Source organism: Arthrobacter sp. MMS24-T111 (assembly GCF_054888995.1).
In genome coordinates this window covers 2093242-2108995 of sequence record NZ_JBTZRO010000001.1, presented here as the reverse complement: position 1 = coordinate 2108995, position 15754 = coordinate 2093242, and the positions used below count along the sequence as shown (strand labels likewise).

At 65.2% G+C, this 15754-nt stretch carries 14 protein-coding genes; 5 read left to right on the top strand and 9 right to left on the bottom strand.

What is annotated here, in order from left to right; translation table 11 throughout:
- Positions 1 to 56 precede the first annotated feature (56 nt).
- The gene (locus tag ACX5I6_RS09865) at positions 57 to 2261 is read right to left on the bottom strand and encodes a transglycosylase domain-containing protein (RefSeq protein ID WP_461840361.1); all 2205 of its coding nucleotides are present in this window, start codon (positions 2259 to 2261) and stop codon (positions 57 to 59) included.
- Positions 2262 to 2417: 156 nt separating this feature from the next.
- Positions 2418 to 3053 carry a LysE family translocator gene (locus ACX5I6_RS09860; protein WP_461840360.1) on the bottom strand — a complete coding sequence of 212 codons (636 nt, stop codon included), beginning with the start codon at positions 3051 to 3053 and terminating at the stop codon, positions 2418 to 2420.
- 169 nt (positions 3054 to 3222) lie between these two features.
- On the opposite strand from ACX5I6_RS09860, the gene ACX5I6_RS09855 reads away from it, so the two are divergent.
- Entirely contained in the window at positions 3223 to 3987 is a 765-nt protein-coding gene (locus ACX5I6_RS09855) for a VOC family protein (protein ID WP_461840359.1), read from the top strand.
- A gap of 64 nt (positions 3988 to 4051) precedes the next feature.
- Positions 4052 to 4969 (top strand): DMT family transporter, encoded by a 918-nt coding sequence (locus ACX5I6_RS09850; protein WP_461840358.1) that lies wholly within the window; start codon positions 4052 to 4054, stop codon positions 4967 to 4969.
- A gap of 15 nt (positions 4970 to 4984) precedes the next feature.
- Here ACX5I6_RS09850 and ACX5I6_RS09845 read toward each other — a convergent pair whose 3' ends face one another.
- The 6 genes from ACX5I6_RS09845 to ACX5I6_RS09820 all read right to left on the bottom strand — a co-directional run bounded on the left by ACX5I6_RS09845 (position 4985) and on the right by ACX5I6_RS09820 (position 12690).
- Positions 4985 to 5497 carry a hemerythrin domain-containing protein gene (locus ACX5I6_RS09845; protein WP_461840357.1) on the bottom strand — a complete coding sequence of 171 codons (513 nt, stop codon included), beginning with the start codon at positions 5495 to 5497 and terminating at the stop codon, positions 4985 to 4987.
- Between the two features lie 149 nt (positions 5498 to 5646).
- Positions 5647 to 6492, bottom strand: a complete 846-nt coding sequence (locus ACX5I6_RS09840; RefSeq protein WP_461840356.1) for a hypothetical protein — start codon at positions 6490 to 6492, stop codon at positions 5647 to 5649.
- A 149-nt stretch (positions 6493 to 6641) separates the two neighbouring features.
- The gene (locus ACX5I6_RS09835) at positions 6642 to 7760 is read right to left on the bottom strand and encodes a CapA family protein (protein ID WP_461840355.1); all 1119 of its coding nucleotides are present in this window, start codon (positions 7758 to 7760) and stop codon (positions 6642 to 6644) included.
- Positions 7760 to 9556, bottom strand: coding sequence for an ABC transporter ATP-binding protein (locus ACX5I6_RS09830; RefSeq protein WP_461840354.1), 1797 nt, complete (start codon positions 9554 to 9556; stop codon positions 7760 to 7762). The genes ACX5I6_RS09835 and ACX5I6_RS09830 overlap by 1 nt, the downstream gene beginning before the upstream one ends.
- Positions 9550 to 10788 (bottom strand): DUF1611 domain-containing protein, encoded by a 1239-nt coding sequence (locus tag ACX5I6_RS09825; RefSeq protein ID WP_461840353.1) that lies wholly within the window; start codon positions 10786 to 10788, stop codon positions 9550 to 9552. The genes ACX5I6_RS09830 and ACX5I6_RS09825 overlap by 7 nt, the downstream gene beginning before the upstream one ends.
- Before the next feature lie 612 nt (positions 10789 to 11400).
- Positions 11401 to 12690: a MinD/ParA family ATP-binding protein gene (locus ACX5I6_RS09820; RefSeq protein ID WP_461840352.1), complete on the bottom strand. Its 1290-nt coding sequence runs from the start codon at positions 12688 to 12690 to the stop codon at positions 11401 to 11403.
- Positions 12691 to 13025: 335 nt separating this feature from the next.
- Between ACX5I6_RS09820 and ACX5I6_RS09815 the strand changes: the two genes are divergently transcribed.
- From ACX5I6_RS09815 to ACX5I6_RS09805, 3 genes are all read left to right on the top strand, one after another.
- The gene (locus ACX5I6_RS09815; RefSeq protein WP_461840351.1) at positions 13026 to 13742 is read left to right on the top strand and encodes a DUF4397 domain-containing protein; all 717 of its coding nucleotides are present in this window, start codon (positions 13026 to 13028) and stop codon (positions 13740 to 13742) included.
- A gap of 175 nt (positions 13743 to 13917) precedes the next feature.
- Positions 13918 to 14490 carry an RNA polymerase sigma factor gene (locus ACX5I6_RS09810; RefSeq protein ID WP_461840350.1) on the top strand — a complete coding sequence of 191 codons (573 nt, stop codon included), beginning with the start codon at positions 13918 to 13920 and terminating at the stop codon, positions 14488 to 14490.
- On the top strand, positions 14477 to 15334 hold the full coding sequence (locus tag ACX5I6_RS09805) for an anti-sigma factor (RefSeq protein WP_461840349.1): 858 nt from the start codon (positions 14477 to 14479) through the stop codon (positions 15332 to 15334). Before ACX5I6_RS09810 ends, ACX5I6_RS09805 begins: the two co-directional genes overlap by 14 nt.
- A 170-nt stretch (positions 15335 to 15504) precedes the next feature.
- Here the strand turns inward: ACX5I6_RS09805 and ACX5I6_RS09800 are convergent, their stop codons facing one another.
- On the bottom strand, positions 15505 to 15651 hold the full coding sequence (locus ACX5I6_RS09800; RefSeq protein ID WP_461840348.1) for a hypothetical protein: 147 nt from the start codon (positions 15649 to 15651) through the stop codon (positions 15505 to 15507).
- Between the last annotated feature and the right edge of the window lie 103 nt (positions 15652 to 15754).

The window sequence follows — 15754 nt, the reverse complement described above, 5'->3', positions numbered from 1 at the left end:
CGGCGGCGCGCACCACAGTGCAGGCGGGAACCTTCAGCACCTGGCGGAAGCAGCCGTTACCTGCTCTTGGTGGGCTGCGGGCCGGGGACGCTGATCAGGTTCTGCGGCGGGGCGTCGAAGTTGCCGTGGTCGAAGAGGCCAACAACGCCTTGCATGTACTGCGCCCATTGCGGCCCGGCAATGTAGGCCCCGTCCACTGCCGGATAGAACTTTCCGTTGACGGTGATGTTGCGCCCCAGCCGGCTGGGTCCGCCGTTGAAGGGGTCGCCGAAGAACGACGCCGTGGCCAGCCCCTTGGTGTAGCCCACCACCCAGGTCTGGTTGTTGTACTCGTTGGTGCCCGTCTTGGCGGCGTCCGGAACCCCCAGCTTCTGCGGAATCAGCAGGCCCGAGCCCTTGGTGAGGACGTCCTGGAGGACGTTGGTGACGGCCTTTGCCACGTCCGGTTTCAGGGAGCCTGGCTGGCAGGACGGTGCGTCTCCGCCGATCTTCCTGCCTTGGGCGTCGTCCACTTCGGTGATGGAGACGGGTGCGCAGTAAGTGCCGTTGGCGGCAAAGGTTGCGAACGCGTTCGCCATGGTCAGGGGGGCAACGTTCTGGCTGCCCAGGATGTTGCCCAGGGTGGAGAGGTCGATCTTTTGGTCGTGCCCGCTGCCCAGGTGCAGCCCGATGGCGTCCGCCGCACGCTGGACGTCGCAGAAATCGTTCAACCCGGCCAGCGACGCGAAAGTTGCCGTGTTGATCGACTGGTAGATGCCTTCCCGGACCGTCATTGGCCGGTACCAGTTGGGCTCATCGTTTTGCAGGTCGGAGGATTGCGGCACGGTGCTGTCGAACCAGCCCTGGACGGGATGGCAGGTTGTCTTCCACGGGTAGTTGATGCCGTAGCGGCGCTTGGAAGCATCCACCACTTGGTTGGTGGACTTGCCCTCCCCCAGCCACGCGGCGAGGGTGACGGGCTTCATGGTGGAACCGGGCTGCATCCCGCCCACACCGCCGAGGCTGTTCCCGGCGGCGTCGCTGCTGTCCACGTTGAAGTTGTAGTCGGAGACGAACCCGCTGCCTTCATCCGGCAACTTCCTGGAGTTCTGCGCCATGGACAGCACCTTCCCGGTACCGGGTTCAATGGTTACCAGGGAGGCGCCCCATTTGTCCGGATTGGCGCCGGCCGTGGCGTCCACCTGGGACTGGGCCGGTCCTTGCAGCCGCGGGTCCAGGGTGGTTTTGATGGTCAGGCCGCCCGCCATGATCTTCTGGTCCCGTTCATCCTGCGTGGCGCCGTAGGCAGGGTCATTTTCGATCTGGTGGAGCACGTAATCGCAGAAGTACTGGGCCTGGGAGGCGTAGGCGCACCCTTGCTTGGGTGGATTGACCTTGAGTTGGAGGGGCGTGTTCACGGCGTCGTCGTGCTGCTGCTGGTCGATGTAGCCGTGCTGCAGCATGGCGTCCAGCACCAGGTCACGGCGGGCTTTCGCGGCCTCGGGATGGACCGTGGGGTCATAAAGCGAGGGGCCGTTGACCAGCCCGGCCAGCAGCGCCCCCTGCGGCAGCGTGAGGTCCTTGGCGTCAACGGAGAAGAAGTACTGGCTGGCCGCCTCGATACCGTAGGCGTTCGCGTTGAAACCCACCACGTTCAGGTAGCCTGCGAGGATCTGGTCCTTCGAGTACTTTTCTTCGAGGCCGATGGCGAGCTTCATCTCCTGGACCTTCTGGTCCAGGCCTTTCTGCCCGTTCAGCACCACCTGGGCGTCCTTGCCCTGGGCGATGAGGTTTTCGTTGAGCATGTTGGTGACGTACTGCTGGGTCAGGGTTGAGGCCCCCTGGTGGCCGCCGCCGGCGTCGATGACCAAGGCGCGGAAGATGCCTTCGGGATCGATGCCGCCGTGCTGGTAGAACCGGTAGTCCTCAATGGCCACGATGGCGTTCTTGATGTTGGGGGACATCTGGTCAAGGGAAATCCGGGTCCGGTTCTCACTGAACAGGGTGGCGATCAGTGATCCGTCAGCGGCCAGCACCCGCGTCATCTGGGCCGGGGGCGTCGAGAACACGTCGTTGGGCAGATCGGTCTTGAGCGCGGCGGCGCCGTCCGCCACCGCCGTCTCGGTGACCGCCGCCGCGGGCATCATCAGGCCCGCCACCAGGGCGCCGCACAGCGCGCTGACGCCGAGGAACACCATGATCCAGCCAAGGGTGGTTCCCGTGGCGCGGAAGAGGTTGGGGTGCTTGGCGGGTTCCCGCGCGGCAGGGAATTCCTTGGGCATGGGTGTCTCCGGTTCCGCGCGTGGTGGTACAGCACCGGTTGCCAGGTCCCCGCGTCACATCACGCCGGCAACCGTCTTTTCACCCTACTCCGCGAACTCGGCGGAAACGGGCCGGAACCCCGGACAGTCAGGACACTGGCAGGCAACTCACAGGAACTACGAGCCGGCGCTTGAGGCCACCATCCCGAGGCCCAAGGCGGCGAGGATGCCACTGCTCCCGCGTCCGAGGGACCGGCTCACCCGGGGGCGCTGCAGCCACGCCATTGCCTTGGCTGCTACGACGGCGACGGCCGCCAGGTACAGGAATCCAATAACGCTTTCGATGCCGCCCAGCACCAGGGCGGTGTTCAGGGTGTTGCCGCCGTGCGGGATGAACTGGGGCACTACAGCGAGGTAGAACAGGCCAACTTTGGGGTTGAGCAGTGTAGAGAGGGCACCGGCGCCGAACCCGGCCCGGCGGCTGTACGCCCGGCGGGCGGGGACTTCAGGGCCGGCAGTCCCGGCGGTGCGCCGCGCCCGGATCAATGACGAGACTCCCAGGTACAGCAGGTACAGGCCGGCGGCGATCTTAAGCCAACGGAACACCTCGGCGGATTCCTCAAGCACTGCGGCCAGGCCCACACCCACCAGGACGGCCCACACCAGGGCCGCCGCGGCCGAGCCGAAGGCCGCGGCAATTCCGGCACCGGCGTTCTGCAGCGAGATCCGCAGCACCAGGAAGGTGTCGGGACCCGGGGTGACAGACAGCAGCAGGCACAGCCCGGCGAAGGCGAGGAGGGACACGGGAGTCATGGGCACCATTGTGGCGGAGCCCGCCGTCGGACGGCAACGCAGGCACCCCGGCTCTGCGATGTCAGGGCCCGACGGCGGCCTCCTGGCAAGGGCTGTTGCAGGCGGCCCGGGCGGCGCTAGAGTCGGAAGCAGACCAGCCGGCACTTCCCAACAAACCCCAGGAGTCCCCATGCCCCAGCCCACGTTTGCCCCCGGTGATCCCTGCTGGATCGACCTCATGACCTCGGATCCTGAAAGGTCCCGCGAGTTCTACACCCGGCTGTTCGGCTGGACGTACCAGGAGGGTGACCAGGAGAAATACGGCGGTTACATCACGGCCCTTGCCAATGGCCTGCCGGTGGCCGGGATGATGAAGAACGACGGCGAATCCGGCTATCCCGACGTCTGGACCACCTACCTGCGGGTGGAGGACATCAACGCCACGGCGAAGGCTGCCCACGCGGCCGGCGGCCAGGTTTTCATGCCGCCCATGGAGGTTCCGGAGCAGGGGCACATGGCCATGTTCGGTGACACCGGCGGCGCGGCCGTGGGCGCATGGCAGTTCGGCGGCCACACCGGGTACCAGGCGAAGGGCGAACCCGGCACCCCCTACTGGCACGAACTCCACACCCGCGAATACGCACCGTCCGTGAAGTTCTACCAGGACGTCTTCGGCTGGGAAACCGACGTCATGAGCGACACCGAGGACTTCCGTTACACCACGCTCGGCTCAGGGGACTCATCACGGGCCGGAATCATGGATGCCACCTATCTTCCGGATGGTGTTCCGTCGAACTGGCAGGTGTATTTCGCGATTGGGAACGCCGACACGGGAGTGGAGACCGCCACGTCCCTGGGTGGCACGGTGATCCATCCGCCCGAGGATACGCCGTTTGGCCGCATTGCCGCCCTGGCCGATCCCACGGGAGCGCTGTTCAGGATCGCCCAGCGCTAAGTTCCCGGGCTGTGGGTGGGCCCGGCATCCGGCCGGAGATGCCGACCTTGGGTACCGTCAGACCATGATCCAGGCAACGGCTGTGTCCGCACTGACGTCCTATCACTGGCTGGGCATCCCCATCGCCGCTGCGGGCGCAGTCCTGCTCGCGCTGGGAACCCTGTTCCAGCACCGGGCCGTGGAAGACCAGCCGGCCGCTTCCGGGCGTGCGGCCGGGAGCATGGGCGGCGGACGCCTTCAGGCCTTGATCCGCCGGCCGGTGTGGCTGGCGGGGACGGGGATGCTGGGTGCGGCCATCCTCCTCCAGCTGACCAGCCTCCGGTTCTCGCCCCTGATCGTGGTTCAGCCCATCGGCGCCATAGCCCTCGTCGTCACCACTCTGGCTACCGTCCGAATGACCCGCAGGCCGCCCGGGCGCCGGGCCCTCACCGCCGTCGCCCTCTGCATCGGCGGGGTGGGGGTGTTCGTCACCGTGGCGGCGTTCTCGGCGGCGGATGTGGAAATCAGCGACCAGCACCTGGTCACCATCCTGATCGTGCTCGCCGTCGTCCTGGCATGCGTGGCGGTGGCGTACGCGCTGTGGCGCCACCGCTCGGGTGCCGTGGTGTTTACCGCCGGCGCCGGAATCCTGTTCGGGTTCGTCGCAGCCTTGGCCAAGACCGTCATCGCCCGGCTGTTCCAGGGTGATTTCGAGTGGCTGTCCCTGACGTGCCTGGCGGGGCTGCTCATTGCGGCGCTGGCGGGCAGTTTCCTGGTCCAGAATGCCCACACCAGGGGAACGCCGGAACTGGTGGTGGCCGGTCTGACCGTCATCGATCCGCTCGTCGCCGTCGCCATCGGCATCACCATCCTCGGCGAGGCGGCCTCAGCTCCCCCGCTGGCCATCGTCCTGTTCCTGCTGTCCGGAGCCACCGCCGTCGCCGGTGTCTTCCTGCTGGCGACGGTCAAGAACCCGGTCCGGCCAAGGGCCGTCAAACGGTGACTTTCCTGCCATGCGCTATTCGTTGTCGCGGACGTAATCTTCGGGGCTAATGTCCTGGGCCTTGATGCCGGAGGCGTGCTTCGACTCAAAGATGGCGAAGGACAAGCCCAGGCGGTGGCGCAGTTCCAGGGAAGCGTGCTGCCGGAAGTCGGTCAAGCCTTCGCGTTCTTCCTCCGCCATGTGATCACCGTTGGCCTCGTTGACCTTGGCCAGGGCCGCCCACCACTGCTGCGTCCCTGCCTGGTGCCGGGAGACTTCACTGATGGCGTCCCGGATTTCGTTGTGGTCATGGATCGCATCGGTGGTTTCGTCTTCCGGGGAATCCTTCCCGCCTGCGCCCTCCCCCAATTTCAGCAACTCGGGGTAGAACAGGTCCTCTTCCCCTTTGGCGTGGACTTCCAGCAGGATGCGGAGTTGGTTCCAGACGGCCTCGAGGTCTGACGGTTCGGAGCCGTGCATCTCGTCCAACAGGGCGAACCGGCGCCTCTGTTCGTGGTGGTCGTTCAGAATCACTTCAACGATGTCCATGGTGGTCCCTTCGGCAGGTCAGTATCCATCTACACTGGCCCCTGAAGCCACGCCTGTCACCCCGACAGCCCGAAGGGCTCCAATTTCCAACGTATTCACAGCATGGAACCACCGGTCACACGTTCCAGGGCGCTGTCCGCGCGCAGGCGCTACTTCGCCGCAAGCAGCAGCGGTGCTGCTGCCATAGCCATCTGTTTGTGGTCGTGGGCCACACCGGGCACCACGGTCAGCGCCCAGTTGAACTGGTCTCCGTCACGGGCAGCCTTCCGGGAAGCCTCGTAGAACTTCAATCCCCGGCTGAGCCTGTTGTCGCCCTGGGCATCCGTCTGCCGGTCACGTTGAAGGAGCGGGTCCTTGGGGTCTGTGTCGTCAGCCCCCAGCATAATGATGAGGCGCCTGGAAAATGCGTCGCGCAACCCCCGCGACGAAAGCGGCGCGTTCTTAAGTCCGTACGGATATTCAATGCTTTGATCCGGCATCGTGTACCAGCCCGCGTTTGCTGCCACCGCGAGGCTTACATGGTTCGATTCGGTGAATTCCATGAAGCGGTGGACAAACTGGCCTCCCGCTGAGTGGCCGAACAGGGCATACTTTTCGGCTTTACTGTTGGTTTCACGGACGACGGCCTGGAAAAGAGCCTCCACCACATTGAACGTCCAGGCCTCCGGCGGGTTGGCTTTGCCGTTGGCGTCGAAAATGTTGCCTTGGTTGTAGCTGGCAGCACCGGGGTAGTCATCCTTGGAAAACTCCAGCACGAGCAGCAGGGTGTTGGTGTTCCCAATCAACGGCAGCCAGTCGGCACGGTACGATTCGCCGTCCCGGTGGGCGCCCGTCATGACCACCAGAATCTGGGCTGAGGATGGATCCTCGGGAGCCTTGTACCAGACGCGGATGGGCTGGTCTTGAAGCGGGCCTTGGGCGTTGAAGGTGAAGTCACCCGCTTCACCGGGCCGGATCATCCTTGTCTGCGGATTGGTGGCACTGGCGCTTCCCATCATCTCTCCTGGACTGGACGCGGTCGATTTCTCAGGCGTTCCAATAGGGACGCCCGTGCAGGAAGTAGCCACGTTGAGCATACAAAGAAGGCCCGCCAGCATCGTCAGCACCTTCCTGTCCCGTAGTCGCTGGTGCACGCGGCGGCCAATCACTCCGGCGGCTCGAAACAGCGGCACGGCATCCTGGCTACGTCACCCTGGATCTGCAGCGCGGGGTGGACCAGCGGAATTGAACTCACCATTTGCGGTGCGGAGCACGGCTGTGTGTGGAAGCCCGTGAGGAAATTGTCCGTAACCAGGCATTTCACGGCAAATTGGGCGGGGGCATCCCGGCTCAGCTCCAAGGTAAGAGTTATGCCAATACCTTGCTTTCCGTAGGAAACAAAGCGCCCGGGCGTCCCGAACACGAAATTGCCAAGACTGTAGACCACGGGAATGTTGTCGATAAATTCGATTTTATCTGCAATATGCGGCCCCGTGCCCACAATTAGGTCGTATCCGGCGTCGACCATTGCTTTTGCCCAGTAGCGTTGCTCCGGCAGCGTGTCCGTATAGTTGTCGCCCCAGTGCACGTAGGCAACCACCCAGTCAGCACCAGCCGCCCGTGCCAGGTCTTGCCCTCTTTGAACGGCTTCAGGGCTGAACACGACTGTTCCTGGTGTTGCCTCATCGGCGTGGGTCGCCTTGCCGAAGTTTTCCCCAAGTGCCACCACGCCGATCGTCCCCATGTCGGTGTGCCAGATGAGCGGCCGCTCGGCTTCGGCCGCGTTGTGTCCAGCGCCAAACGTGGTCATTCCTGCATTGGCCGCCAGCTTGATGGTGTCCTCAAGTCCCGTGACTCCCATGTCCATCGAGTGGTTGTTGCCCAGCCCCAGTGCATCAATGCCTGCCTTGGACAGTGCCCATGCTGCCCTGGGGTCAACCTGGTATGAATACTGTTTGCCCGGGTTCAGGGGCTGGGTGCTGTAGGTGATTGGACCTTCAGCGTTGGCAATGACAAGATCACCGTCGATCAGGGGAAGGACCCCCGCCAGCGCTGCGTCATAACCAGCGGGATCAGCGAACGGGGTTTCGCCGTCGCCCAGCATGGTATCTCCAAGGAACTGGATTTTCAGGGGCTCGTCTGTTCGGAGGCCCGAGGCTAAATCTATGGATTCAACGTGCGAGGTCTCGTTGGCGGAATAGTTCGCCGCGATGGCGCCGGTTCCGGCCACGGCTACAGCCAATGCGGTGACGATGAGAACCCGGTCGCGCGTCTTGGGATGCATCAGGCACCGCTTTCCTGGTTGTCGGGCAGCCGGTCTACCCCACCGGTTCCCCGCGGGTCAGCCTCACGCCGCAGCGCGTGCTCCGCCGGCGCTGCGAGGTTCGCCTGGATCCAGGCCCTGTCCCTGTATTCCTCACCGGAGATGACCTCCGCTACTGTTCCTTTGTGAAGGACCACCACCTTGTCAGCAAGGGCCATTTCCTGGGGATCCTGGGTGGCGATCAACACGGTCCCGTCATATCTGGCCAGCATGGCGCCGAAGGTCGCCTTCGCCGCTGCGTCGAGGCCGAGGGTGGGCTCATCCAGGAGCAGGATTGGCGGGTTGCCCATGATCGCCCGGCCAAGGGCTATCCGCTGTCGCTGGCTGTATGACACATTGAGCCCTCCTTCCGTGATCCACGTTTGCAGGCCATAGGGGAGGTCCAGCAACATATCGTCCAGCCCGGTGGCGGCCAGGACCCGCTGCACTTCCTCTTCGGAGGCATTTGGTGATGCGTACGTGAGATTGCGCCACATGGAGCCACGCATCAGCGGCAGTTCGGGCCCCATTGTCCCGATCCACCGGGCCGCGGAACGCAGCGAGGTCTTGCTCAGCATCTGCCCGTCGATGAGGAGGCACCCCACATCAGGGTCCACCGTTCGGGAAACCAGGCCCAGCAGGGTCGACTTCCCGCTGCCGCCTTCCCCGGTGATGGCAACCACCTCGCCGGGTGCTATCTGCAGGTTGACGTTCTGCAAGGCCCCTTGCACTGATACGGACATGACGCTGATGGATCCCTTGCGAACCCTCAGCGGACCATGGCCGTTGCTGTCGAGGTCCCGGGTGGAGCTGCGCAGATATTCCTTGATTTTCCCCATGGAGACTTGGGCGCGGTGCCAGTAGTCGTGGGCCAGGCCCAGGGTGCGGACCGGGCCGGAGAGCTGCCTGGTGACGACGACGAAGCCCACCACCGTGCCGATGGTGGCTGTTCCTTGCCGGACCTCGAACAGGCCGGCCGTGAGGACAGCACCCAGTGCCAGCAGTGCGAACGCGGTTGAGACTCCGCGGAGGTAGCCGCGCAGCCTGGCGACTCTCACGAGCGCCCGGGTCAGCTCGTCATTTTGATGTGACAGCCGGCTGAACTCCCCGGCTGACCGACCGAAAACCTGGGCTACCGGCTGGGCATTGAGTTGTTCGTCGATGTTGCTCATCACCAGCGAACGGCGCCGCCGCATGACGCGGGTGGCCTGCCGCATGCGTTGACCGGCGACGAAGGATGCGGCTGCACCGACGGCCACTGTCACAACGATCGCGAGGGACATCCAGATACTGAAGAAGAACAGGACCACCAGGGCTCCGCCCAGAACCAATGCAGCGATTATTCCGCCCACCACACCGCGGCTGATCCACAACCTCGTCATGGAGAGGTCGCCGAGAAAGCGCAGGAGGAGACCGCCGCGGGCGCGATTCTGGAATTGCCGCGGCGTCATTCCTTGCAGGTGGCTGTACATCGTCATTCTTAGTACTTTGACGATTTCGTACCCGGCGGTTTCGGCGACGTTGAAGCCGGCAGCACGAAGCCATCCGTGCAGCAATGCAACCACGGCCAGGAGACCTACCTGGACCAGCGCCCACCGCCATTGCAGGTCTGCGGCAGCGCCGACGGTCATGGGCGCCAAGCCGTCCACGATCAACCGCACCAGCAGAATGTAGGCGATCAGGGTTGCGACTTGTCCGATGCCAATGGCCAGCACTTTGGCATAAACGCTGACGGGAATTCGGTACAGCCTGTCATTGCCGGCCACTGCGTTCACCACGCTTCCGGGCTTCCTGCGGAGGTGCTGGGCCTGGGGAACCCGAAGAATGCAGGCCTTGGCCGTGGCTGGCGTTCCGGTGATGCCGTGAAAGGTCCGATCATGACCTCACTGGTGGCCGGCACGGGCTGGACTTCAACTGCGGCTGCCACTTTGCCTGACTGGGCCGCGGCGAGGATTTTCTGGATACCAAGAAGTGACGCCGCACCGTGGGGTTCTGTCAGTTCTTCGCGCGTCAGCACCGGGAGCCCGGTCACGGCGGCGGCTTCCCGGATGGCCAGGGGCGATCGGGTCAGGAGTCCCGTTACGGCCAGGACTTTATGGCCAAGCGTTTTGAGGTGCGTAACGCCTGCCACCGCACCCATTGAGTCCGGAGCCGCAAAAATCACGGCGTCCACCATGTTCCTGAAAACACCTGCCTCAAGCAGGCGGGAGGTTTCGTCCTGATAGATGCCGTCAGCTACTTCCACCAGGTTGAGATCGGTCCCGGACGCCGTAAGGTGGTCCACCAGCTCAGCAAATTTCGACTCCACCACAGCCATTGGCTGGCGGTAGGTGGACGCGAGTCCTACATCCGTGAAATCGAGCATCAGGTGTGCGCCGGCGTCGATCATGCACCAGTAGTCATTTCCGGAGCCTGTGCCTGTCACTTTTGTGGCTCCGACGGCGAGGCCGGCCTTGCTCAACCCGTTGACGAGTGAGTGCACCGTGGTTGTTTTGCCCGAATTCATTGCCGTGCCGATGATGGCGACGGTCAAGGGCCGGGGACCTTGCGGCAAGGCCGGCGGCAACGCGAAATCCTGGATATTCAGGGGCCGCCCTTTGGCATCTCCGAGGAGGCCCAAAGGCTCGATCTCAGTTGCCCGCCGAACAGCCATGCTGCGGCTTAGCACCTCTGACGCGATTCCTCCCGAGGCCACCAATTGCGCCTCGCCAAGGGTGGCCGGCACCCGGGACTCGAACTGGTCGGTGGCGTACCGGTCCCCGTACGTGACGATGATTTCGTCGTCATCGTGCAGGACGGCGCGCCGGCCGTTCGGCTGCTCGATGTGGCGGTGGTGGCCAAGTTGCACGATCCGGGCCAGCACCAGGTCACCGGAGCGGGGACGGACTGCCCCGGAAACAAGCGAGGCTATTCTCTCCGGCACCACCCGCCGGGTGGTAAAAGCAGATTTGGCCCGCGCCACCCGTTCCGGGCCCAACGGTTTGACCCACACTTTTCGATCTGAGCTCATGACTGGCACGCTAATGGGGAAATTCAGCGCAAGACAGAGCCCCGGGTACTCGAAAATCCGGTTAGGTACTACTTGGGGAAGCATGGGGCCGCAAAATACCCCTTTGCATTTTCGGCGATCACCACAATTATTTTGGGGAAATTTCGAACCAGGCAGTTGAATTTCCAAGCCCTAATTGTGCGGCCCGCGGGCGCCACGAATGCGCAGCGAAAGAAGGCCAGCTGCCTCGAGAACGTAGAAGCACGACGGCGACGCGCAGGTTCCCTGGCCAACCGCAAATACATTCTCGAGCCCCACATCCGGGCCGCGTCAGGAGATCCGCGCAGCGAAAGTGAGGAACGGCAGCGGAAGTGCGCGGGAATGCAGCTAGTGTCGGCGGCGGGCACCGTCAGCCGTGGACCGGTAGCTGTCGTAGCAGTCCCGGGAGCAAAACACCGCAGTGGGAGAGGGAGGGAGGACCAAGCCGCAGACCTTGCACTTTGGCTTTGGGCGAAGACTCCGAAGCACAGTTTTCAGCATGGAAGAAGGATATTTATTCGGTTGGCAGATTTGATCAGTAACGGATACCTGAATCCGCCGGACGGGGTACCTGCCCCGCCTGAATGTCAACCCTTACCGGTACCCGTCCACGATTGCGGCGGCAATCTCCTTGTAGGCGCGCCGCGTTTCGGGCTTCAAAACATCCAGGGTGACCAGGTCGCCGTCGGCCACCCCGCGGTCGTGCGGCACGGCGATCAGTTCGCGGCAAATCCCGGAGAGGTGTTCCTCGATGGCGTCCTTGTCCACCCGGGAGGACACCTCGTCCTTGTCCGTGATGACCACGATCGCGTTCCGGGCCAGGTCCTCGTATCCGTGGCTGGCCAGCCAGTGCAGGGTGCTGCGGGCCCGCTTGGCGCCGGAGACAGCGTAGCCTGCCGCGATCACCAGGTTGTCTGCCGACTGCAGGATCCCGCTCATCGCGTTGTGGGTCACGCCGGTGCCGCAGTCGGTCAGTGCCACGGAGTAGTAGCTGGAGATGAGCTTGCGGATCCGCAGGTATTCCTCGGCGGTCAGCGAGTCCGAGACTTCCGGGTCCTGCTCCCCCGCGATCAGGTGCAGCCGGCCGGCGTGGTGCATGTACCGGGCCAGGGCGGTGAGCGAATCGATGGATTCGATGTTCTCCAGCAGGTCCGTGATGGTCCGCGGGCTGGACTGCTGGTAGATTCCCTCGCCCAGGGCGCGTTCCACGAGGTCGCCGGAGTCCGGGTTGGCGTCGATGGCGCACGGCGCGTCGCCGCGGTATTCGGCAAGGGTCAGTCCCACACCAACCGTGGTGGAGGTCTTGCCGATGCCGCCCTTGAGGCTCAGGACGGCGGTGTTGTAGCTGCCCTGGAGCTGCCGGGAAATCCGGCGGCCCAGCTCGTCTTCCTGGCGCTGCTTGGGGCCGGGGCCCAGGTTCCAGGCGCCGCCGGTCAGGTTGTACAGCGCACCGCGGAACCCGCCCACCGGCCGCGGCTTCTGCTCCTTGACGAACAGGCCGGGCGAGCTGATGAAGTCAGGCATGGGGCTTTCGGCGATCGTGTCGGCCACGGTGGGCCGACTGCGGCGGAATGACGGAGTGTCCGACGACGGCGCTGCTGCTTCCGGCGCAACCCCGCCTGAGCGGCGGGCGGGCTCAGCCGCGGCGGGTTCGGCGGTTCCCGGCCGGGAGGTGCCCGGCACGGAGGCGATGGGTTCGGCGGGCGGCGTTACCGGTGCAGCGGGCGGGGCTGCGGGTGCCGGCGGCGGGGTGCGGGTGGGGGCCGGTGCGCGGGACGGCTTGGTGGCGTCGGCTGCGGCGGCCGCCTCGGCCCAGGACGTGCGGCGCGTCACCGGCTTTCCGGCGTCGTTCTGGCTGGAAGGGGAAGGGGTTACTGCTGGCATGGTTCCTGTCCAGGCATCGTCCACTGTTCCGTCGGCACGACGAAGGTCGCGGCGTCGGCGCAGTTGCGGCTGCCCTGCATCCTCTGCTGGGGCGCCTGCATTCTGATCCGCCGGTTGTGGCATGTCTGTCCCCCCGGACGATCGGCAAACTGTTATGCAGCACTAGTTCAAACAGTAAGTCTACGGGCTATGCCGGGAGCATCGGGCCCGGCCCCGGCGCCACGGACCGCGCCGGAGAAATTTTCGCCTGGCTGCATCCGGGCAGGGCACTCGGCCGGTAGTAGGGGTTGTAAGCGGAACCTCGGCCCCATCGGGGCCCCTGTTTAGGAGTTGGAATGCGCAAGACACTTTCTGCAGTCGCAGGAGCAACGACGCTGCTGGCAGCACTCACTTTCGCCGCCCCGGCCCAGGCGTCCAACTGGCACCATGACCATGACGGGACGGCCAAACTCTCCGTCCTCCACGGCGTCCCGGGCCTGACGGTGGACGTCTGGGTGGACGGCAAGCTCACCCTGGACAACTTCACGCCGGGCACCCTGGCCGGGCCGCTGGACGTTCCGGACGGAGACCACAAAATTGCCATCACGGGCGCCGACGCCACCAGCGCCGACAACCCGGTGATCGGTCCGGTTGACGTGGACCTCAAGGCCGGCAGGGACTACACGGCGGTGGCGCACCTGGCCGCGGACGGGACCCCCACCGCCACGCTGTTCACGAACAGCACCAAGCCCAGCCCTGACGGCAAGGGGAAGCTGACCGTCCGGCACGTCGCGGCCGCCCCGGCCGTCGATGTCCTGGCCGGCGGGACCGCCGTCGTCAAGGGGCTCACCAACCCGGACCAGAAGACCCTCACCCTGAAGGAAGGAACCATCTCGGCCTCGGTGGCGGCAGCGGGAACCACCACGCCGCTGATCGGCCCCGCCAACGTGAACATCGCGGAGGGCAAGAACACGATCGTGTACGCCTGGGGCAGCCTGGCCGATAACACCCTGGGGTTGGCCGTCCAGGTGGTGGACTCCGCCGCACGCGGGCACGACTGCGACGACGACTAACCGCCGAAGCCCGCAGTCATTGGTACCGCAACTGGTCCCCGGCGGCGCCCGCACCGCGGCGCCGCCGGGCACTGGCAGGGGAAATCTCAGCCAGTGCCACGCGCCCGTAGCGGACCGCCCCGGGCAGCGGCATAATGGGGTCAACTCAGGCCCGTTGCCGCCCAAGGAGCACCCGATGGAGGCTGCCGCCACCCGCGATTGGGACCCCGGCCTCGACCAGGCGTTTGCCGGCGGGGACGAGAATGCCCTTGCGGAGGCCTACCGGAGGCTGAGCCCGCTGGTGTACACGTTGGCCCTCAGGTCCCTGGGCGAGCGGAGCGCCGCGGATGATGTCACCCAGGAGGTGTTCATCCGGGCCTGGAAGTCCCGGACCACGTACCGCCCGGAGCTGGCACGGCTCCCCGCCTGGCTGGTGGGGATCACCCGGAACGCCGTCAACGACGCCCTCTCCGCCCGCGCCCGGCAACGCCACGTGGAAGAAGCCGTTGTCCAACTTCTCCCGGACCCTGCCGCCGGACCGGCGGACGGCAACGTGGAGGCCGTGGCCGACCGGTTGATCCTTGACGACGAACTGGAACACCTGGGAGACCCCCAACAGGCGATACTCAGGCTGGCGTTCTACGATGACTTGACGCACGATCAGATCTCGTCACGGCTGAACCTGCCGCTCGGAACCGTCAAGAGCCATATCCGGCGCAGCCTGACCCGGCTGCGGACCCGCCTGGAGGTGGAACATGGAACACCTTGACGCGGAACTGCTCAGCCTCATGGCCCTGGGCGAGACACCGGGCACTGACGCCGACGCAGACCACCTCGCCTCCTGCCCGGAATGCGCCGCAACCCTGCGGGGCTTCCAGCGGGTCGCCGACATCGCCACCTTGGAGCCCGCGGGCATCACGCTCGACCGGCCCAGCGCCCGGACTTGGACGGCCATCCATCAAGCGCTCGGGCTTTCACCGGCCCTCGCGGCCGATCCCCTGGCCGGGGCCGATCCCCTGGCCACGCCCGGGAGCCAGGCTGACCAGTCGGCTACCCCGCCGGCCGAGGTGGAGACACGGTCAGCGCCCGACGACGGCCCGGCCGCCGAGCCAATTCCGCTGCGGCCGAGTGCCAGGGACCGGCGCCGCCCCAGCCTGTGGATGGCAACCGCCGCCGCCGGGATCGTCCTGGGCACGGCTGCTGGTTGGACCGCTGCGGGGGTCCTGGGACAAGGGGGTCCGCCGGCGCCCGGCCCCACCCAGTCAGGTCCGGTTGCACGGGTCCTGGCCGAAACGCCGCTGACTCCCCTGGCCGCGCATACGGGCAGCGGTGAGGCACAGGTGGAGCAACTCCCTGACGGGACCCGTCAACTCACCATCCATCTCTCCGCCGAACAGACTTCGGGATACCGGCAGGTGTGGGTGGGCACCAGCGACCTCTCCGGAATGGTCAGCCTGGGCGTCCTGGCCGACGGCACGGGCACGTTTACCATCCCCACCGGCATCGACCTGGCCCAATATCCGATCGTCGATATTTCAAACCAGGCGTACAACGGGAATCCGGCACATTCGGACGACAGCGTCGCGCGGGGAAAGCTCAGCCCCAAGGCCTGAGACCCGGACGTCCCGGCCACGGCGGTACTCCACCGGCCGGAATGCCTGCTTAGTGGTGTGTGAGCGCTGCCGCCACGACGGCGACCGTGAGGAGCAGGAGGACGGTCAGGACGGCGTAGCCCACCCACTTGGGACGGCCTTTGTGGGGATTGATATCGACATACGGCATGTCAGCGCTTGTTACCTCGGGGTGCGGGACGGACGGGGATCCGGAGTGCGCGGCGCTTGAGCCGGAGCATCTGGTAGAGGACTGCAAAGGGGATCAACAAGGTGCCGAGCAGTGCGCCAAGCGCCATTGCATAGTCGGAAAAAGCCACAACAGTCTCCATTGGTGATAGTGAGCCCCCGCATAGACCCAACCAGATGAAAACGAAATTGACAAATTGAGTCAAAAACTCAAGGTTTCCTCAAGGTGCAACA